The sequence below is a fragment of the Algorimicrobium algoritergicola genome (assembly GCF_008086165.1).
Taxonomy (GTDB): Bacteria; Bacteroidota; Bacteroidia; order Flavobacteriales; family Flavobacteriaceae; genus Algorimicrobium; species Algorimicrobium algoritergicola.
This window is the reverse complement of record NZ_VSKL01000001.1, coordinates 285256-306639: the sequence shown is the minus strand read 5'-3', so window position 1 is coordinate 306639 and position 21384 is coordinate 285256. Positions and strand designations below refer to the sequence as shown.

Sequence of the window (21384 nt, the reverse complement as noted above, 5' to 3'; positions counted from 1 at the left end):
ACGAATTTTTATGAGCTATTGTGTAACAACTGTTACAAGACTTAAAAATAAGCCTTCAATTGCACATTTCCAGTGTGAATCACTTTGCTTGTTTCACTTTTTCTGCCGTAATAGGTGAGGTTTAAATCTAAAAAGCTAGTCAGTTTTTTTTGTGCTAAAATACTCCACGTATAATTTTTTCCAGGTTGTAAGCCTTCCATCATTTGGTAAGCTACGGCTGTGTTTACACTGCCAGAAAAATTATTATCAAAATAATTAAACTCACCACTAATAGCTGCTTTCTGATAATTGGCAAAAGTGAAAGCTGCACCATATTTTTGCTGCTTCAATGTTTCAAAATTATTTATGGTGTTTTCCTTGCTTGTATATTGATAAAACACATCAAAACGCGTGTTGTCATTTAATAAATAGGAGATTTTCGGGTTAATGTTGGATTCGTTTATATCGAAATTTTTACTCGAATAATTCTCGCTAATACTCACATTGTTATTAAAGCTCGATTCTAAATTAGCCAACCAACTTGTTGCGAATTTATGCGTGAATTGCAGCTTGTGGCTTTGTAAATCGTTTTCAATAAATCCAAAAGACAAGGTATTTTGCGATTTGTTACTTAAGTATGTATACGACGTGGTGTAGCGTTGCTTGCCACGATTGAAGAACAAGATATTTCTAAAATTTAATTGCAGCGCTAATTGATCTGCTTCTTTACCTTCAAACGGGTTTAAATTGAAATCGCTACCAGAACGTCTTTCTTTTCTATCTACTAAATACGAGGTTTGATTGTGAAATCGGGAGAGGAATTTTTTAAAACCGCCTTCACTGTTAATCCATTGTTGTGGATTAAGCGTAAGTAGTTGACTCAAGCGATTTTGATGCGTTTTTATAAAAACTTGATTGGGTAAAAGTACACGAATATAATCCGCTTCATCAGGGAATTGAGAAATTTCAAACTCCTCTAATTCCTGGATGCCATTGTTATTATAATCTATCCACGTGTAAACGCCTTGTCCAGATTCCACTTCAATGTATGTAAATTCCTGCTGTGGAAGCGTTCCAGAATTCGTTTCAAAAACCGTATTCCAATAAATAAGTTGCTCAAAAAATCGCTGACTGAAAATAATTCTGGAGTTTAATGAGTTTTCATCATTGGATTCTTTTTCAGCATCTTTTAACGTTCTGTAATTGGCATAAATAGATAAATTGGTTTTTGAATTTTGAATAATTCGTGAATCAATATAAAAAGTGTTTGACGTATTTACTTTTTGTAAGTTTCCGTTCCTAACACTATCATTTACACGATATTTATAGCCAATTTCGGCAAATATTTTGGTGCTATCACCAATTCCTGAAAAGATTTCATACGATTTAAAACGTTGACTTAATGCTGTATGCTCATTGGTGATTTTAGTTTTTTGCTCGTTGTCCTCCATGGCTAATCTTGTGCCAACCCATGCTTTATTTAGGCTATAGGTAATGCGGTTAAAAGAGCGTAAAAAGTTGGATGTTGAATTTGTGGAATTGGCCGTTAAATAACTAGAATTTGAAAGTATTTGCCATTTGTTTAAACGTAAATCGGCAAAGGTAATATGTCTGTTTCCATTGAAATTATCGGCATAATTAAGATGTTCAAATTGGTAGCTTGCCAAACCTTTTTTAGCGTGAAATGTGCGCAATCCAGTTTTGAAAAATAACTGATTCCCTGGTTCTTGAATCGCTTGATTCCCTGTTGCTTGATCTAAATTCCAATCTCGATTAAATTCAGCATTGTAAATACGTTGTATGGAACGGAAATTTTCTTGAATATAATCTGTGTCCACCATGGCATTTAAATTCCATAAACTATCTTTTTTTATGATGGCTTGGTCTACTTTTATTTTACCTGCAAAACCATCATTATTATCATTATCAAGATCTGAAAACAAGTTGAGGTCGTTTTTACTTCCTGCCAATTCAAAAGCGACATTGGTTTTTTCAGTTGGAATAAAACTACCATTAACAATGGCTAATTGTAATTTGGTAGGCGCAACCAATTGAATGATAGGTTCAAAATTTCCTTGTGGTTCACCTGCAATGGGTTCCACGTATTTGTAGATGGTGGAAATGGCGTTTATTTGTTCGCCATTAAATTCGTTATCAATAATATAATTTCCTTGGTTTTCGCCAACTAATGTAAACCGAACGCTAAATAATTGGTCGTCTGGATTATTGGAAAACACAAAAGCCTCCACACCATTTATAATTTCTTTTTTATATAAAATTCGGTTTTCATTATAAGCTTCTGGTGAGCTGGATGGCGCTACCATTAAACTTTTATCATCACCAGCATTAGCTAAAATTTCTACTTGTTCTTCTGAAAGGTTCTGTTGCAGCGGACTATTTTTAGAATCATTTTCGCTGTAAATAGACACACCAAGTTTTAGCTTTTCGCTATCATAATTACCACCACCATAAACAACTAATCGTGAATAATTACGTTCGCTAAATTGGTAATCGACCGTAATCCGCATTTCCGATGTAATTGGGAAGGTTGGATTAAATATAATTTCGCCTGCATTATAATTAATGATATAATCTTTGTTTTCACCACGTTCCAGCGGAATCCCGTTGACATAAACGGTTTCACTACCAGAAACGATTAAAACGTATAATTCTTCATTGGGGCCTTTTAACTTATAAGGACCTTGATTGCCTTCTTGTGCATTAAATTGACTGGTTGTAAATTGGCCACGTACCAAAGCACCAGCCGCAAACAGGTTGGTGGTTGATTCCGGATGATTGAATCGCGCGTTTACCGATAAACCTTGAACACGCTTGCTGAAATTTCCAAAGTAGGACGTGGTGTTTTCTAAATCAACATCACCAGCACGAATTTTCCAATTATCACTAAACAACTCAATAAACACCTGATCAAACTCATCCAAGCGTTGCGAATATCCCGATTCTTGAAGTGGCACATTGGCATCTTGAATGGATGCACGAAGTGATACTTTATCATTTAACTTACCTGTAATTTGTAAATCTAATTCACTGTTTAAAACCGAGTTTTGGTTGTTTCCAATTACCACACCTCGAGAAATACTTCCTGTTGTTGTTAGACCGTCAAATGGTTTGAAGGTAGATTTTTCACTTGGCTGACTTAACTTATATAATTGTTGCTGCTTGTTGGTATTTGCCAAAATAACGGTCTCGTCTAATTGGCGATAGGTTTTTGTTAAGAATTCAGGATATGACAGGTAATTGATGACTATGGAATCCGCTTCAATCGGTTTTTTGAGTTTTAGAATGGCTTTGGTAAAATCCACTTCATAGTAAGATTCATCAATAAACGATGCATCCAAATTTTTCAATGAAAAGAAGCTGGAATTAATGCTCACACTATCAATAACGATAGAATCTGAAACTGCAACCGTTTTTGTTTTGTAATTAGAATCGGGCTCCTGCGCAAAAGCACAAAAGCAGATAAAAAAAACGAAACAGGTAAAACAGTATTTCATGTAGTTCTAAAACTGTGGAATCAGGAATTTATTTTGTTGATAGATTTTGTTAAATCGGCATTAAATTAATAGTGTAAAAGTAACGCATTATTTATTTTAGCTGAAATTAATTCGGTATGCCTTAAAAAGCATCGACAAATGCGCAGTTTTAGCGCTTAAAAAGATGAATTCATGAAGATTATTTCATACAATGTAAACGGTATTCGCGCAGCATTAAATAAAGGATTTATTGATTGGTTAGTTGCTGCAGACCCAGATGTCATCTGTTTGCAAGAAATTAAAGCAAATAAAGAACAATTAAATCTGGAGCTTTTTGAAGAAGCTGGTTATACCTATCACTATTGGTTTTCGGCTCAAAAAAAAGGGTATAGTGGTGTAGCTATATTAAGTAAAACCGAACCAAACCATGTGGAATATGGAACAGGAATAGAATCCATGGATTTTGAAGGTCGGAATATTCGTGCCGATTTTGACGGTGTCTCCGTGATGAGTTTGTATTTGCCATCTGGAACTAATGATGCGCGACTGCAACATAAGTTTGATTATATGGATATGTTTCATTACTACATTGATAATTTAAGGAAAGCTATTCCAAACCTTGTTATTTGTGGTGATTATAATATTTGTCACGAAGAAATTGATATTCATAACCCAAAAATGAAAGGTGTATCTGGGTTTTTACCAGAAGAACGCCAATGGTTAGGAAATTTTATAGATAGCGGGTTTATAGATTCATTCAGATATTTACATCCTGTAAAACAAGTATTTAGTTGGTGGAGTTATCGTGCCAATTCTAGAGCCAATAATAAAGGATGGCGTTTAGATTATGCTATGGTTTCAGAGCCCTTACAAGAAAAGATAGAAAGAGCCGTTATACTCACGGATGCCGTTCATAGTGATCACTGTCCAATTTTATTAGAATTAGAAAAATAATCCCAAATTAAAATATTAAAATATGAAACATTATATAATAGTATCGGTTTTGTTGGTTGCCTTAACAACAGCATGTGTATCTCCAAAAGTATATAAAGATTTAGAAGGAAAATATAATACGCTTAAAAAGCAGAATAGTAAATTGTCTGCGGATAATAACGATTTGACGTCGGCAAAAAACAAAGCGTTGAATGAATTGGAAACACTTCAAAAAAACTATAATGAAACCGTTGCGCAGCGCGATAAATTGCAGCAAGATTATGACGGATTGAAATCTAAATTTGATGTTTTAAAAGCGTCTTATGATGCCTTGGAAACAAATAGTTCCGCTTCTATTGCTGAAAATTCTAAAAAGAATCGTGAATTATTAGCAAGACTGGAAGCTAAAGAACAAGCCTTAGCTGCTGAAAATGCACGTTTAGAAAAGTTGAAAAAAGAATTAGGGGAACGGTCTAGTCGTGTTGCAGAATTAGAAGGTATGATAGCTGCTAAAGATGCCGATATGAAACGTTTAAAAGATGCTATTTCAAATGCGTTAACGGATTTTGAAGGAAAAGGTTTAACCGTTGAGCAACGAGGTGGTAAAGTATATGTGTCCATGGAAAACAAATTATTATTCCAATCTGGAAGTTGGGCCGTTGGAACACAAGGGAAGCAAGCTGTAAATCAATTAGGTGCTGTATTGGCAGATAATCCTGAAATTGCCATTTTAATTGAAGGTCATACAGATAATGTGCCGTATAGTGGAAATGGTCAGTTAAGTGGCAACTGGGATTTATCAACCAAACGAGCAACTGCTATAGTAAATATATTACGAGAAAACGCAACCATAAATCCAGAGAATTTAACGGCTGCTGGTCGTGGTGAATATGCGCCAATTGGAAGTAACGAAACAGCAGAAGGTAAAGCTAAAAACAGACGTATTGAAGTAATTTTGACGCCTAAATTGGATGAAATTTCAAAATTATTAAATGAGATATAAATGGCTTTAATATTCAAAACAGATTTAATTAAACAGCATTATTAATTCCTATAATGAAATACACAACCTTACCGCAAACTGATATAAAAGTTAGTAAACTCTGTTTAGGTACCATGACTTGGGGAAATCAAAATACCCAAGCCGAAGGGCATGAACAAATGGATTATGCATTGGATCAAGGAATTAATTTTTTTGATACAGCCGAATTATATCCTGTTCCTGCGGAACAAAGCACCTATGCCGAAACTGAGCGTATCATTGGGAATTGGTTTCAGAAAACGGGTAATCGGGATAAGATTGTATTAGCCTCTAAAATTGCGGGTCCAGGAGATTATACAGCGCATATTAGAACCAATGGATTTAGCCCAGAAGCTTTAGTAGATGGCGTTAATCAGAGTTTAAAGCGCTTGCAAACAGATTATATAGATTTATACCAATTGCATTGGCCAGAACGCCAAACCAATACATTTGGAATTCGGGATTACAAACATCATTTAGAAGACCAGTGGCAAGATAATTTTAATGAAATTTTACACACACTTCAAGGTCTTATTAAATCTGGAAAAATTAGACATGCTGGAATTTCAAATGAAAAAGCTTGGGGAACCATGCGTTTTTTAGAAGAATCCAAAAAACATAATTTACCAAGAATGATTACCATTCAAAATGCCTATTCTTTATTAAATCGTGTTTTTGAAGGTGATATGGCAGAAATAGCTATTCGTGAGAATATAGGTTTATTAGCCTATTCACCTATGGCATTTGGAGTACTATCAGGAAAATACATTAAAAATCAAGCTGCTGATAATGCACGTTTAAAACTTTTTCCAAGATTTGCGCGTTACAGTAGCGCCCAAGCAACAGAAGCAACCAAGTGCTACTTAAAGATAGCTGAAGACAACCAAATAAGTTTGGCACAAATGTCTTTAGCTTTTGTAACGCAACAACCTTTTATAACGAGTAATATTATTGGCGCTACAAATATGGATCAGCTGAAAGAGAATATAGAAAGCATTAACCTGGAACTAAACGACACCTTGTTAGCTTCTATTAAAGCTGTTCATGAAATTTTCCCAAACCCTGCACCTTAAATTTTTAGAATGCCGTTAAATCATCGATGAACTGTAGCTTTTAGTTAAAGGATTTTTCAATTCACCGATAAAATACGTATTTAATCTATTAACCTTATGTTAAATATTTCTTGCCATAGTTTTTTTATAGTTTTAGGGATTATAATATGAAATAATCAACAATATAAATTAGTTAGCATAGTCTGTTTTTTCCCTCAAAACTGGAACTATTAAGAGTGTGTTGTTAATTTGTAAGTTGATAATCAATTGATTAACTAACTTAGATTTAAACAATGAAAAAAATTACCCTTTCAATTCTTTTTGGAATCATATCCTTTTGTGGTTTTTCCCAAATTGGATTAGTTGAAAATTTCGATGCAGGTCTTACATTACCTCCAGGATGGACTGGTAGTGGTTACTCTGGAGCTGTATTCCAACCATGTAGTGTTGTTTCCTTAAGAGCCAATTTGAGTCCTGATAACTTAACAGATGATTTAATATCACCTAATATAGTTGGTCAATCAAATGGTACAGATTTAACAGTAGCTTTTGATTATAAAATTGTTGATTGGTCAGCCGCTGTCGATCCTACTAACCCGGGATGGGGAGAGCTCAATGTGGAATACTCTACTAATAATGGTGCCACGTGGACGAATATGGGAACCATTAATGATGCCAACCATCAAGCAGCAAATACGTGTGCAAATATTAGTTTTGTTCTACCGGCAGCAAATGTGCCGACAGGCTCTAACATTAAATTAAGATTTGTTAACACCTATTTTTCTGGAAATTATTATTTCTATATAGATAATGTTACAGCATCACAAGTGGTTGTAGATCCACCATCGTGCTCTAATTTAATAGCGCCAACTAATGGTGCAACAGGAGTGTCAATAACAGCCGATTTAAGTTGGCAACCAGCTACAGGTATTCCTTCAGGATATACTCTTGCGGTAGGAACTATGTCTGGCGGAGATGATATAGTGACTTCTCAAGGCGTTGGTCTTTCAACTTCTTTTGCTTTACCAGATTTAGAATACTCAACAACTTATTATGTAACGATTACACCTTTTAATGCTAATGGTGACGCAATAGGTTGTGCAGTACAATCTTTTACAACAGGAGCAGATCCAAATGCACCAGTAGATTGTGGTTCAGGAATCCCTATTAATACGGTTTTTTGCTACACAAATAACGATACAACGACATTTAGTTTTGTAAGTAGTGATGGTTCGCCTTTAGTTGTTGTTTTTAACTCAGGAAGTACTGAAAATAACTGGGATGAATTAATTGTTTTAGATTCGGATGGTGTTACAAACTTAAATGCAGCTACACCTTATGGAAATGCGGGTAATTTAGCAGGCTTAATTTTTACTTCAACTGGAGATACAATTACTATTGGAGTTACTTCAGATGGTTCAGGAATTAGTTGTACCACTAATCCTTGGAATTTTGATGTAGCTTGTTTAGACACCTCGTCTATTCCTAATTGTAATAGCACATTAACAACGCCAATAAATGGTGAAGTTGGAGTCAACGAGAACGTTGATTTAGTTTGGAGTGCAGCAACCATTTTTGTTACGGGTTATACCGTTAATATGGGAACCACACCTGGAGGAATAGACGTTTTAGATGGAGTAGATTCTATCGGATTATTAACCTTGGATCCAGGAACTTTGGAATATGATCAAACATATTATGTTACTATTATTCCATACAACGATAATGGACCAGCCGAAAATTGTAATGAAGAGAGCTTTACAGTACGTTCAGATCCAAATCAAATAATAGATTGTGCAGCTGGTCAAGTTTTAAATACCGTTTTCTGTTATGAAAATGGAAACAACCAATTTCAAGAAATTTTTAGCTATCAAAGTTCAGATGGAAGCCCATTAAATATATTCTTTAATTCTGGAACTATTGAAAACAATTTAGACAATATTAGGATAGATGACGGTAATGGAACCGTTCTTTTTCAAGGTAGTAACGGAGGTGATTTAGCTGGTTTGTCTATTGTTTCTCTGACAGACAGATTAGTGTTATTTTATGAAGCTGATGGATCTGTTAGTTGTGAAAGCGGCAGTAGAACAGAATGGGATTTTGATGTGTCTTGTGTTGATACGACAGTTGTTCCAAATTGTAACGCTTCACTTACTAACCCTTTAAATGGCGCAGTGGGTGTTGATATAAATCAAGATTTATTTTGGAGTCCAGCAACCGTGTTCGTTACGGGTTACAGGATTGATATGGGAACCACACCAGGTGGTACAGATGTTTTAGATGATCAAGAAGTTGGAAACGTTTTAACTTACGCACTAGGAACATTAACCTATGAAACAACGTATTATGTAACTATTACACCTTTTAATGATAATGGTGATGCCCAAGGTTGTATAGAAGAAATTTTTACAACCAAGGACGATCCGAATCAAATAGTGGATTGCGCAAGCGGAGAGGTTGTAACTACAACCTATTGCTATGGGCCAAATGACAATTCCGTGTTTAATTATGCGAGTAGTGATGGTTCGCCACTTTCCGTCTTTTTTCTTGCTGGACAAGTAGAAAACACATGGGACGAGTTAATTGTAACAGATTCAGATGGGACTGAAATTTATAATGGATACGGTAATGCAGGAAATTTGGCAGGATTATCGTTTGTTTCTTCAGGCGGTACCATTCAAGTTGAAATTAATTCAGATGGTTCTGGAAGTTGTTCTACCAGTGGATATACACCTTGGAATATTGAGGTATCATGTGTAGACACAACAGCATTACCAAATTGTAATTCTGTATTAACAACTCCAGCAAATGGTTCGATAGATGTTGATGAAAATGCAGATTTAACTTGGTCTGCAGCTTCTGTACTCGTTACAGGATACTATCTGTACATAGGTACAACACCAGGAGGAACTGATGTTTTAGATGCTGAGGATGTTGGAAACGTATTGACTTATGACATAGGAACATTAGCTTATGATACAACGTTTTATGTAACAATAGTACCTTATAATGATAATGGTTTAGCTTTACCTTCAGGATGTACGGAGTATAACTTTACAACTAGACCAGATCCAAATCAAATTGTTGATTGTGAGGCAGGCGTACCGTTAAATACGACTTATTGCTACACACCAAACGATACAACCGAATTCAATTATGCAAGTTCAACAGGTTTTCCATTAGTATTAGAGTTTAATGCAGGTCAGGTTGAGGATACTTGGGATGAACTAATAATATTGGATTCTGATGGAACACAACTTTATAATGGATACGGTAATGCTGGAAATTTAGCAGGCTTAACATTTACAACTTCGGGTCCAACTTTAACTGTAATTATCAATTCAGATGGTTCTGGAAGTTGTTCTACTAGTGGTTATACCCCTTGGGACTTTGATGTGTATTGTCAAACTTGTTTACCACAAACGGTTAGTTTTGATATTGTAAATGGTGACTGTATTTCAGATCCGAACAACCCTGTTTTTGACGTTGCGGTAGATATTACGGATTTTGGAGATGCGGAAACGCTTACTATTACGGATAATCAAGGTGGAACACCACAAGTAGTTTCTACTGTTGGTACGGTAATTTTAGGTCCTTATCCTGCAAGTACAAATATTGTTGTAACTGTTGCAAATACTAATGATCCGAACTGTACTACAATAAGTAATCCATTAGCATTTTTATGTCCACCACCACCAAACCCATGCTCTATTGTTTATGCTGGTGATGATACGACTGTAGATTGTGATAATCCAGATGCAACACTTTCAAGTAACTTTCATTTATATGGTCAAGACACGACTAATTATGAAATAAATGCGATTGATACCTGTCCTAATCCGCCTGTGACAGGTGGCTTTCCAACAACTATCGATGAAGATGATATTTGGTCTGAAGTAATTGATCTAGGGTTTGACTTTTGTTTTTATAATGGCGTTTATGATAAAGTTATTGTAGGAGCAAACGGAGTCATTAGTTTTGAAATTGAAAATGCCAATACAGGCAACGGTTGGGCAATGAACGCTGGTGATCAATTACCTAATGGCACAAACGCAACTATTACGGAAGGTAATATATTTGGAGTTGGTCATGATATTGACGTTAGATTTGGAGGAACTATTGATTATGTAGTACTTGGATCGGCACCTTACAGACAATTTGTTGTTAACTTCAATGATGTAGCTCACTTTAGCTGTAATTCCTTAAGAAGTACGAGTCAAATTATATTACATGAGTCATCTAATAATATTGATATTCATGTAATTAGTAAACCTACCTGTTCTACTTGGAATGGTGGACTTGCCGTAATTGGTTTACAAAGTGTAGACAATAATAGTGCAACTACACCTCCAGGACGTAATACAGGTGTTTGGAACGTAACAGAACCAGAATCATGGAGATTTTCGCCTTCTGGTACACCAAACTATTCTTTAGAATGGTTGGATGAACAAGGAAATGTAATTGGAACAGAAGATACTGTAGTAGTATCACCAACACAAAACTCTACATATACATTTGCCGTTACTTACGATTTATGTACAGGTGGTTCCGCAACAGTTTCCGATGAGGTAGAAGTTGTTTACAATGATCTTTCAACTTTTGATGGTTCGTTTACTATGTCAGTTGTTGATTGTGAGAATATATCAACCGTAATCGATGGTGATACGGGCGGAACATTTGGTTTTAGCCCAGAGCCCAATGATGGTGCAATTATTGATCCTGCAACTGGAGATATCACAAATGCTGTGGCTGGAACAGTCTATACCGTTCAATATACGGTTGGTGCTGGTAATTGTCCGGCTATTGTAACTCAAGATATTACGATACCTGCGGCAGGAGATCCTTCTTTTACATTGACGGCAACATGTGATGGCGCTATTACAACATTTGATGGTGATACTGGAGGGACGTTTACTTTTAATCCAGAACCTACAGATGGTGCAACAATTGACAGCACAACAGGTGAAATTTCTAACGGTGTTAGCGGTAACACCTATACTGTTGAATATACAATTACTGGAACCTGTCCTATTACAAGAACAGAAACTGTAACAGTATTATCAGCAAGTGATCCGTCATTTACGCTTTCAGCAGATTGTGAAGGGGCAACGGCTACTATAACCGGAGATACTGGTGGTGTATTTACATTTAATCCAGTGCCAACAGATGGAGCAACAATTGATCCAGCTACTGGTGAAATTATTAATGTTGTAGCAGGTACAAGCTATACGGTGGAATATACCACTGTAGGCGATTGCCCGGAGACAGCAACACAAACAATAAGTATTCCGTTAATAGCGGATGCAGCATTTGAAATGACAACATTGTGTACAGGTGCAACAGCTACTGTAACCGGTGATACTGGTGGTGTATTCACATTTAATCCAGTACCAACAGATGGTGCTGTAATAGACATGAATACGGGGGAAATTACAAATGGTGTACCTGGAGCTACATATACCGTAGAATATACAGTAGGCGATATTAGTTGTGAAGCAACAACTTCAGAAACAATAACGTTGCCAACTGTTGGTGATGCATCATTTACCTTAACAGCTAATTGTGATGGAGCCGTAGCAACTGTAGATGGTGATGCAGGTGGAACATTTACCTTCGACCCAGTACCAACTGATGGTGCAATTATAGATGCAACAACAGGAGAAATTTCAAACGGAACAGGTGATGCTACCTATACAGTAGTATATTCAACGTCTGGAATTTGTGCAGAAACAGAAACACAAACAGTAACTGTGTTAGCAGGAGGTGATGCCTCATTTAGCATGACAGTAGATTGTGATGGAGCTACCGCTGTTCTAACAGGTGATACAGGAGGTACATTTACACTTAATCCTTTGCCAACAGATGGAGCAACAATAGATCCAGGTTCAGGTGAGATTATGAATGTAGAATCAGGAAGTAGTTATACTGTTGAATATACAACAGTAGGTACGTGTCCAACAACAGCATCTGAAACAGTAACCATTCCAGCAGAAGAAGATGCTTCATTTAGTGTGGTGGCAATATCATGCGAAGGAGCAACTATAACTATTCTAGGAGATACAGGAGGTACTTTTACTTTTAACCCGATACCAAACGATGGTGCATCAATAAATGCATCAACTGGAGAAGTTTTAAATGCTGAAACAAACACGTCGTATACAATTGCGTATACAACTACTGGACCATGTCCAGTGTCATCTGAAGAAACATTTATTACAGATGAATGTTTGGTGCAGGTTATTCCACAGGTTATCACACCAAATAATGATGGCATTAATGATACATTTGATCTAAGTGGTTATGATGTGAGCAGTTTAGAAATATTCAACCGTCATGGTGTTAAAGTATTTAGCCATAAAAATGGAGTTTATACCGACCAGTTTAGAGGAATTGCCGATAACGGTGATGAATTACCTGTAGGAACTTATTATTATGTCATGAAATATCAAAATGGTAAAGTGAAATCATCATGGGTATATATCAACAAGTAAACGAACGCAACCAAAATTTAATAATGAAAAAACTATATATAATTATCGTATTCTTATTGTCGGCATCCTTTATGCACGCACAACAAGACCCGCAGTACACGCAGTATATGTATAATATGAACGTGATAAACCCAGCTTATGCTGGTTCCTTTGAAGGAATTGCCATTGGTGCTCTTTACAGAAGCCAATGGGTTGGGTTAGAAGGTTCGCCTAATACTGGAACGCTCTCTATTAGTGCGCCAGTTGGAAAGCGTGTAGGTCTCGGTTTATCATTCATTAATGACGAAATTGGACCTGTAAGGGAAAATAACGTCTATGCCGATTTCTCGTATACCTTACCATTAGGTGGTGATAACAAGTTAGCATTTGGTGTAAAAGCTGGTGCAACCTTTCACAAAATTGGATTGGTAGATTTGGACGTGATAGATATGAACGATCCATTCCTTCAAGAAAATGTAGATGGTGCTACGCCAAACGTTGGGGCAGGTATTTATTTCTACAAACCAAGTAAATACTATGTGTCGGTTTCTATGCCAAACATGCTTAACTCCGTGCATTTAGATGCTACAAATGGTGTTAAAGTTGGATCTGAAACACAACACTTATTTGCTGGAGCAGGTTATGTATTTAACTTATCTGATAATTTCGCCTTAAAACCTCATGGTATGATGAAAATGGCGTTTGATGCGCCTATAAGTTTTGACGTAAATGCCAACCTTTTCATGTTTAATATTGTGGAAATTGGAGCAGGATATCGTTTAGATGATTCCTTTACTGGAATGATTAACTTTATGGTATCTCCTAATTTAAGAATTGGTTATGCTTATGATAGTGTGCAATCAGATTTAAGTTATGCAACATCATCATCACATGAGATATTTATTAACTTCGATTTCAGTTTCACCAAAAAAGTATCGCGTTCACCACGTTATTTCTAATCACTTAAGCTAAACATAATGAAAAACATTAAAATATTTATAGCACTTATAGTCATGAGTAGTTTAAGTGCGACTGCTCAAAATAAAGCTACGGAATCTGCTGATAAGCATTTTGCTAAATTCGAGTTTGTTCAAGCTATTGCAGGTTACAATAAACTGGTTGAAAAGGGAGAGGGAGATACCTATGTGTATTCACAATTAGGAGAAGCTAATTATAATATTTTCAATACGGTTGAATCTGAACGTTGGTATGCCAAAGCTTTAGAATCATCAGATAATCCTGAAATGGTTTACAAATATTCTCAAATGCTTAAAGCAAATGAAAAATATCAAGAAGCTAATGCACAAATGGAGCGTTTTGCTAAATTGAAACCAAGGGATGATCGTGCAAAAGCGTTTAAAGCAAATCCTGATTATTTACCATTATTATTAGAAAAAGCAGAAGAGTACACCATTCAAAATTTAGAAATTAATACTGAAAATTCGGATTTTGGTGGAGCCGTTTATAATAGTCAATTGTATTTTACAACTGCTAGAAATAATGCTAGACGTAACTATGGTTGGAATGATCAACCGTTTTTAGATGTATATGTTTCAAATATTCTTACAGATGGTACCTATCAAGAAGCTGATCCAGTTAGAGGTGATATTAATACGAAATACCATGAAGGTACTGTAACATTCAGTCCTGATGGAAATACCATGTATTTTGCTCGTGAGAGTTTCTTTGAAGGCGAATTTGAAAAAGATTCAATCTCTAATACAAAATTCAGTGTTCTTCATTTATATAAGGCCAATATAGAAGGTGATAAATGGCGAAATGTTGAGTCGCTTTCTTTAAACAATTCTAGCTATAATGTTAACAGTCCTGCATTAAGTGCAGATGGGAAAACGTTATATTTCCAATCAGATATGCCAGGTGGTCTTGGATTGTTTGATTTATACAAAGCACCAGTAAATGACGATGGTACTGTTGGAGAACCAGTTAATTTAGGAGATAAAGTAAATACAGAAGGAAACGAAAAATTCCCGTTTACAAGTTCTAATGGAACGTTATACTTCTCTTCAGATGGTCATTTAGGACTTGGTGGTTTAGATGTGTTCTACATGTCAGAAGCTGGTGAGGCTGTTAACGTAGGTGTTCCAGTAAACAGTAATGTAGATGATTTTGCATTCACTGTAAACGAGGAAACAGGAGAAGGCTTTGTGTCTTCTAATCGTTCAGGAGGAAAAGGTGGTGATGATATTTATGCAATAAAACGCCTAGTGCCATGTAATGTAAATGTTATTACAACTGTAGTAGATAATGATACTAGTAATCCATTGGCTGGCGTTTCTGTTAAAATTAGAGATGCTGCAGGACGTGTGGTATCAACTCAAACATCAGATGCTAGTGGTAAAGTAGAATATACCGTTTCCTGCGATAGAACCTTGGAAATTTCTGGTGTATTAGAAGGCTATGAAAGCAACACGATTAGTTTTGCTGGGAGTAAAGATAAGGAAGCGTTATTGCTACTTAATTTAGATCCTATCGATAAAATTATTGTGTTAGACCGCGTTGTATTGAATCCAATATTGTTCGATTTTGATAAATCAAATATTACACAACAAGGTGCATTTGAGTTGGATAAATTAGTATCGGTTATGAAGAAATATCCAAATATGGTTATTTTGGCAGAATCGCACACAGATAATAGAGGTCCGGCTTCATACAATGAAAGATTATCAGATAGACGTGCAAAAGCTACCGTCCAATATGTGATCTCTAAAGGTATAGATGCTTCTAGAATTTCTGGAATAGGAAAAGGTGAGAATGAGCCTAAAGTAGATTGTAAATCTAATTGTACAGAAGTGGAGCACCAAACAAATAGACGTTCAGAGTTTATTATTGTAAGTGGAAATCCTTCTGAAGAATAAAACATACTAATTATTAGTTATAAAAAAAGCCTTGCTATTAATGTAGCAAGGCTTTTTGTTTTTCTTCTTGTTGGAGTTCAATTATATGCGTTCAACAATAGTTTATAGCAGTGTTAATAGTGGAAGCGTAAGATTGAAATTTAGCTTTACCTTAATTGAAATATAACTAATAAATATGGCAACTTCAATCTGCATTATAATCAGATTTAATAGCTTTCTAATTTAGATTAGTTTCACTTGATTTTAGCGCATAAAAAAAGCCCCGAAGAAATTCGGAGCTTTTTTATTATTTAATTTGTTTACCATCTTTATCAAAAAAGTGGTACTCTAAGTATGTGTAAGCATCTCTTGGTAATATTTTGACCCATTTTTTATGTTCAAAAAACCATTTTGAACGTATTGATGGAATACCTTTGGTTAAAAAGGCTGCTATAAAAGGATGTGTGTTTAATGTCACCTTTGTATAGTCTTTTTTTAATAATTGTTCAAGATCGTGAGTAATTTTCGACACAATACCTATTGGTGCTTCAACATCGGCTCCATTAGCGGAATCCGGATTTTCCTCTCGCGTTTTAATGTTCATTTCTGGACGTACGCGTTGTCTTGTAATTTGTACTAACCCAAATTTACTTGGTGGTAGTATTTTGTGTTTCGCTCTATCATCTTTCATTTCATCACGAAGATGATTGTAAAGCGTTTTTCTGTTTTCTGCTTTCGTCATATCAATAAAGTCAATAACGATAATGCCACCCATATCACGTAGACGAAGTTGTCTAGCAATTTCAGTTGCAGATATCATATTAACTTCCAAGGCTGTATCCTCTTGATTTTTAGCTTTATTGGAACGATTACCACTGTTTACATCAATAACGTGTAAAGCTTCAGTGTGTTCTATTACCAAATAAGCGCCTTTGGACATAGAAACAGTTTTCCCGAAGGATGTTTTAATCTGTCTTTCTACACCAAATTTCTCAAAAATGGGAACATTGGATTGATATAATTTCACAATTGATTCTTTTTTTGGTGCAATTTCTTGCACATAATCTTTAATTTGAATGTAAAGTTCTTCATCATCTACATGGATATTCGTAAACGAATCGTTAAAAATATCGCGCAATATTGATGAAGCTTTATTCAATTCGCCAAGTACCTTACTTGGGTGGTGTGCTTTGTCTAGTTTTTTACACATTGCGGTCCAACGACCAAGCAAATTTTGTAAATCTTTATCTAGCTCTGCTACTTTTTTGCCTTCTGCTACTGTACGTACAATAACGCCAAAACCTTGAGGAGTAATACTCTTTACAAGGCGTTTTAAGCGATCTTTTTCCTCTTTGTCCTCTATCTTTTGTGAAATAGAAATACGGTCAGAAAAAGGCACTAAAACAATGTATCTACCAGCAATGGATAACTCGGAACTAATCCGTGGTCCTTTAGTGGAAATTGGCTCTTTTACTATTTGTACTAATGTAGATTGATTTGATTTTAAAACGTCAGAAATTTTGCCGTCTTTATCAATATCTTTTTCAAATGGGAAATTCTTTAAAGAATAGTCTTTTAGTTTACCTGTGCTTACACGTTTTGTGAATTTTAAAAGGGAAGGGAGTTTGGGTCCTAAATCATGATAATGTAAAAAGGCATCTTTTTCGTAGCCTACATTTACAAATGCAGCATTTAAACCCGGAACAGCTTTTCGTATTTTGGCAATAAACACATCGCCAACGGAAAAGTTATTACCGCCTTCATCTTTCTGTAATTCAACTAGTCTTCCATCTTTTAATAAGGCAAAATCAACAGCGTCTGAACCAGACCGAATAATTAATTCTTTATCCATTTTGTTAATTTTTATCTACCATACCAAAGGTATGACAGATGGATTAATACTATTTTTTCTACTGTCCATTACAAACAATAGAAAGAACACCCAAACTATACTCAGTTTTTACACGGAATATAGTTAAGGTATCTCACAGGATTTTTTTAAATCCGAAGAGCAACTCGATACATAAAATTTTTATATAATGAGAAACTCAATTTCAAAGAACTCTTTGTTGTAAAAACCAAAAAAGTAGTTAAATAACTACTTTTTAAGCTTACTTCTTCTTTTTGTGTCGGTTAGCGCGTCTTCTCTTTTTACGCTTATGCGTTGCTACCTTGTGTCTCTTTCTCTTTTTACCACTTGGCATAAGTTACTTGTTTTAAGTTAATAATTTAATGTTTTTACTTGACGTCAACATTCGTTTTAACACCTTCTACAAATACTTTTGCAGGTTTAAATGCAGGAATATTATGAGCAGGTATTTTGATAGTTGTATTTTTAGAAATATTTCTCCCAGTTTTTTCAGCTCTAGTTTTAATTATAAAGCTACCAAAACCTCTTAAATAAACGTTATCTCCACTCTCTAATGAAGTTTTCACTTCCTCCATAAATGTTTCAACAGTTGCCTGTACATCGCCTTTTTCAATTCCTAATTTTTCAGAAATTTTTGCTACTAAATCAGCTTTTGTCATGTTAATTATTTTATTGTTTGCTATTAATCTAATAAGGGATGCAAATATAGGAATTTAAAATTCAATATTTCAAACCTAATTCATTAAAATTTAAGAATATAAACCTTTACTTTTGCTATTAGCAACCTACTTCGATGCATTTTACAAAAACTTTAACAAATTGGTATTCAGTAAATAAGCGTGATTTGCCATGGCGAAACACCAAGAACCCATACTATATATGGTTATCCGAAATTATTTTACAACAAACACAAATTAAGCAAGGATTACCTTATTATGAGGCTTTTGTAGCGCAATATCCTACCGTTTTTGACTTGGCAAATGCTAACGAAGAAGCCGTTTTAAAACTTTGGCAAGGATTGGGTTACTATTCACGAGCCAGAAATTTACACGCGACAGCAAAATATGTGGCTGTAAATTTAAACGGAAATTTCCCAGATAACTATACTGATTTACTAAAACTAAAAGGAATTGGCGATTATACAGCAAGTGCCATTGCATCCTTTTGTTTTAACGAAGTGGCTGCTGTTGTGGATGGGAATGTATATCGTGTGCTTGCCAGATTTTATGGAATTCATATACCTATTAATAGTACGGAAGGTAAAAAGGTGTTTAAAGCCTTGGCAACAGATATTATTGATGCTAAAAATCCAGCCGATTTTAACCAAGCCATCATGGAGTTTGGTGCCATACAATGCAAACCTAGCAGTCCGGATTGTTCGGTTTGTCCTTTAAAGGAAGGTTGTATAGCGTTTCGGAAAAACGAAATAAGCGTATTACCTATTAAAATTAAAAACAACAAACCTAAAAACAAGTTTTTTAATTTTCTTGTTTATGTAACTAATGATGGGCAAACTATTCTAGAAAAACGAAAAGGAAAAGGCATTTGGCAAAATCTGTATCAATTTCCGTTATTAGAATCGAAACATAGTTTGGATGAAGCAAGTTTTCTACAGCAATTAAATCCGGATGATTCGGTTGAAAATGTAACCTTATTTAACGCGGTTGATATTATTCATAAATTATCACATCAGCATTTACATACCAAGTTTTGGATTATACAAACCGCTAATCTGCCAAAAACAGGTATTCCTGTTTCAGAAATTGAAAATTATGCTGTTCCCATTCTGATTAAAAATTTTATTGATGCTTTCAATTTTCAATCTGAAATTTAGTGAGCTCATATTTTTTTACTAAATTTAAGTTTATGAATAGCAAAAGCGTAATTTTGCCAAATAAATAAAGAATCATGTCAGGAACATTAAATAAAGTCATGCTAATTGGGCATTTGGGAGATGAGGTAAAGATGCACTACTTTGAAGGTGGTGGCTGCATTGGCCGTTTTCCGCTGGCTACAAACGAGACGTATACGAGTAAACAAACCAATGAACGTGTTACCAATACAGAATGGCACAATATTGTAGTTAGAAATAAAGCTGCCGAAGTTTGTGAAAAATATTTAGGCAAAGGCGATAAAGTATATATTGAAGGTCGTATAAAAACGAGAAAATGGCAAGATGAAACAGGAAATGATCGGTATTCTACTGAAATTCAGTGTACAGATTTTACGTTTCTAACGACTAAAGGGGAAAGTGGAAGTTCGCCATCCAGTCAGCCGCAACAACAACAACAACAACCAACACAAAGTGCACAGCCACGTCAAGAGCCTATTACTCCCAAGCCGGAAGTAGATATGCCAGAAGACGATTTGCCATTTTAAACGTCATTAAAACCAACTATCATTGGACCTAGAACCTCCCAGTTTTTTATCGTTAATTATCTCCGTTGATTATTCCATATTTTTAGGAATCGCACTCCTATTTGTATTACTGCTTTGTTCAGCCTTAATTTCTGGAGCAGAAGTGGCATTGTTTTCATTAACCAGAACGGATATTGAAGACGAATCGCAAACGAACATAACCGCTGTCAATATTATTGTTAAGTTATTAGAACGTCCAAAAAAGTTATTGGCAACCATTTTAGTAGCCAACAACTTCATCAATATTGGTATTGTTATTCTCTTCGCCTATTTAGGACAATTTATTTTTAAAAGCATTCAAATACCTATTGTAAAATTCTTGGTTGAAGTGGTAGTTATCACGTTTTTAATTTTACTATTTGGTGAAATTCTACCAAAAATTTATGCTAGCAGAAACCGTATGAAATTCGCCGTGTTTATGGCCTATCCATTGCGTGTTTTAGATGTAATTTTTTCACCATTAAGTTTGCCAATGCGCAGCATCACGCTAGGAATTCATAGTAAATTGGGTAAGCAAAAATCCAATTTAAGTGTGGATCAATTATCGCAAGCTTTGGATTTAACGAGCGAAGCAGATACAACTAAAGAGGAACATAAAATATTAAAAGGTATTGTGTCCTTTGGAAATACTGATACCAAGCAGGTCATGCGGCCACGTATTGATATTTTTGCCTTAAATGTCAATCAGAAATATCTAGAAATTATTCCAGAAATTGTGAGTAATGGCTATTCCCGAATTCCTGTTTTTGAAGAAAATATTGACAAAATAAAGGGTATTCTTTATGTGAAGGATTTATTGCCATTTCTAGACCGAAAGCAATTTGATTGGACCAGCTTGCTGCGAGAGCCGTTTTTTGTGCCAGAAAACAAAAAACTGGATGATTTAATGGTGGAATTTCAAGAAAAGAAAGTCCATTTAGCCGTTGTGGTTGATGAGTATGGTGGCACATCTGGATTAATTTCTTTAGAAGATATTATTGAGGAAATTGTAGGTGATATCAGCGATGAGTTTGATGATGAAGATTTAATTTACTCGAAACTAGATAATAATAATTATGTTTTTGAAGGTAAAACAGCTTTAAAAGATTTTTATAAAATTGTAAAAGTTGAAGACGAGAGTTTATTTGAAGCCGAAAAAGGCGAAGCAGAAACCTTGGCTGGCTTTATTTTAGAATTCTCAAAAAGTTTTCCAAAGCAAGGCAGTAAAATATATTTCGGAAATTACGTTTTTATTATAGAAGCATTAGATAAAAAACGGATTACACGTGTGAAGGTGACTATTCCTTAAAGTA

At 35.1% G+C, this 21384-nt stretch carries 12 protein-coding genes; 9 read left to right on the top strand and 3 right to left on the bottom strand.

Annotation, left to right across the window (positions count from 1 at the left end):
- Positions 1-41: 41 nt before the first annotated feature.
- Complete coding sequence (locus ES675_RS01555; protein ID WP_066253801.1) at positions 42-3494, bottom strand: hypothetical protein; 3453 nt, start codon at positions 3492-3494, stop codon at positions 42-44.
- Positions 3495-3665: 171 nt separating this feature from the next.
- Between ES675_RS01555 and ES675_RS01550 the strand changes: the two genes are divergently transcribed.
- The 6 genes from ES675_RS01550 to ES675_RS01525 all read left to right on the top strand — a co-directional run bounded on the left by ES675_RS01550 (position 3666) and on the right by ES675_RS01525 (position 15825).
- On the top strand, positions 3666-4427 hold the full coding sequence (locus ES675_RS01550; protein ID WP_066253806.1) for an exodeoxyribonuclease III: 762 nt from the start codon (positions 3666-3668) through the stop codon (positions 4425-4427).
- 22 nt (positions 4428-4449) lie between these two features.
- The gene (locus ES675_RS01545; protein ID WP_066253810.1) at positions 4450-5409 is read left to right on the top strand and encodes an OmpA family protein; all 960 of its coding nucleotides are present in this window, start codon (positions 4450-4452) and stop codon (positions 5407-5409) included.
- 53 nt (positions 5410-5462) lie between these two features.
- Positions 5463-6500 (top strand): aldo/keto reductase, encoded by a 1038-nt coding sequence (locus tag ES675_RS01540; RefSeq protein WP_066253813.1) that lies wholly within the window; start codon positions 5463-5465, stop codon positions 6498-6500.
- A gap of 272 nt (positions 6501-6772) precedes the next feature.
- The gene (locus tag ES675_RS01535; protein ID WP_066253815.1) at positions 6773-12970 is read left to right on the top strand and encodes a T9SS type B sorting domain-containing protein; all 6198 of its coding nucleotides are present in this window, start codon (positions 6773-6775) and stop codon (positions 12968-12970) included.
- Between the two features lie 23 nt (positions 12971-12993).
- Positions 12994-13908: a PorP/SprF family type IX secretion system membrane protein gene (locus tag ES675_RS01530; RefSeq protein ID WP_066253852.1), complete on the top strand. Its 915-nt coding sequence runs from the start codon at positions 12994-12996 to the stop codon at positions 13906-13908.
- A gap of 18 nt (positions 13909-13926) precedes the next feature.
- Entirely contained in the window at positions 13927-15825 is a 1899-nt protein-coding gene (locus ES675_RS01525) for an OmpA family protein (protein ID WP_066253817.1), read from the top strand.
- A gap of 286 nt (positions 15826-16111) precedes the next feature.
- On the opposite strand, the gene ES675_RS01520 is transcribed toward ES675_RS01525, so the two are convergent.
- Together ES675_RS01520 and ES675_RS01515 are read right to left on the bottom strand one after the other, a co-directional pair.
- Complete coding sequence (locus ES675_RS01520; protein WP_066253821.1) at positions 16112-17656, bottom strand: Rne/Rng family ribonuclease; 1545 nt, start codon at positions 17654-17656, stop codon at positions 16112-16114.
- Between the two features lie 386 nt (positions 17657-18042).
- Complete coding sequence (locus ES675_RS01515) at positions 18043-18333, bottom strand: HU family DNA-binding protein (RefSeq protein ID WP_019386001.1); 291 nt, start codon at positions 18331-18333, stop codon at positions 18043-18045.
- Between the two features lie 134 nt (positions 18334-18467).
- On the opposite strand from ES675_RS01515, the gene mutY reads away from it, so the two are divergent.
- The 3 genes from mutY to ES675_RS01500 all read left to right on the top strand — a co-directional run bounded on the left by mutY (position 18468) and on the right by ES675_RS01500 (position 21380).
- Positions 18468-19508, top strand: a complete 1041-nt coding sequence (gene mutY / locus ES675_RS01510) for an A/G-specific adenine glycosylase (RefSeq protein WP_066253824.1) — start codon at positions 18468-18470, stop codon at positions 19506-19508.
- A 74-nt stretch (positions 19509-19582) separates the two neighbouring features.
- Complete coding sequence (locus tag ES675_RS01505; RefSeq protein ID WP_066253827.1) at positions 19583-20053, top strand: single-stranded DNA-binding protein; 471 nt, start codon at positions 19583-19585, stop codon at positions 20051-20053.
- A 22-nt stretch (positions 20054-20075) separates the two neighbouring features.
- A complete protein-coding gene (locus ES675_RS01500) occupies positions 20076-21380 on the top strand; it encodes a gliding motility-associated protein GldE (protein ID WP_066253830.1) in 1305 nt (434 codons plus the stop codon).
- The last annotated feature ends 4 nt before the right edge of the window (positions 21381-21384 follow it).

What these genes read in the sequence shown, in the direction of transcription:
- ES675_RS01555 (WP_066253801.1), bottom strand. Translation starts at nt 3,494, where the DNA reads ATGAAATACTGTTTTACCTGTTTCGTTTTTTTTATCTGCTTTTGTGCT.
- ES675_RS01550 (WP_066253806.1), top strand. Translation starts at nt 3,666, where the DNA reads ATGAAGATTATTTCATACAATGTAAACGGTATTCGCGCAGCATTAAAT.
- ES675_RS01545 (WP_066253810.1), top strand. Translation starts at nt 4,450, where the DNA reads ATGAAACATTATATAATAGTATCGGTTTTGTTGGTTGCCTTAACAACA.
- ES675_RS01540 (WP_066253813.1), top strand. Translation starts at nt 5,463, where the DNA reads ATGAAATACACAACCTTACCGCAAACTGATATAAAAGTTAGTAAACTC.
- ES675_RS01535 (WP_066253815.1), top strand. Translation starts at nt 6,773, where the DNA reads ATGAAAAAAATTACCCTTTCAATTCTTTTTGGAATCATATCCTTTTGT.
- ES675_RS01530 (WP_066253852.1), top strand. Translation starts at nt 12,994, where the DNA reads ATGAAAAAACTATATATAATTATCGTATTCTTATTGTCGGCATCCTTT.
- ES675_RS01525 (WP_066253817.1), top strand. Translation starts at nt 13,927, where the DNA reads ATGAAAAACATTAAAATATTTATAGCACTTATAGTCATGAGTAGTTTA.
- ES675_RS01520 (WP_066253821.1), bottom strand. Translation starts at nt 17,656, where the DNA reads ATGGATAAAGAATTAATTATTCGGTCTGGTTCAGACGCTGTTGATTTT.
- ES675_RS01515 (WP_019386001.1), bottom strand. Translation starts at nt 18,333, where the DNA reads ATGACAAAAGCTGATTTAGTAGCAAAAATTTCTGAAAAATTAGGAATT.
- mutY (WP_066253824.1), top strand. Translation starts at nt 18,468, where the DNA reads ATGCATTTTACAAAAACTTTAACAAATTGGTATTCAGTAAATAAGCGT.
- ES675_RS01505 (WP_066253827.1), top strand. Translation starts at nt 19,583, where the DNA reads ATGTCAGGAACATTAAATAAAGTCATGCTAATTGGGCATTTGGGAGAT.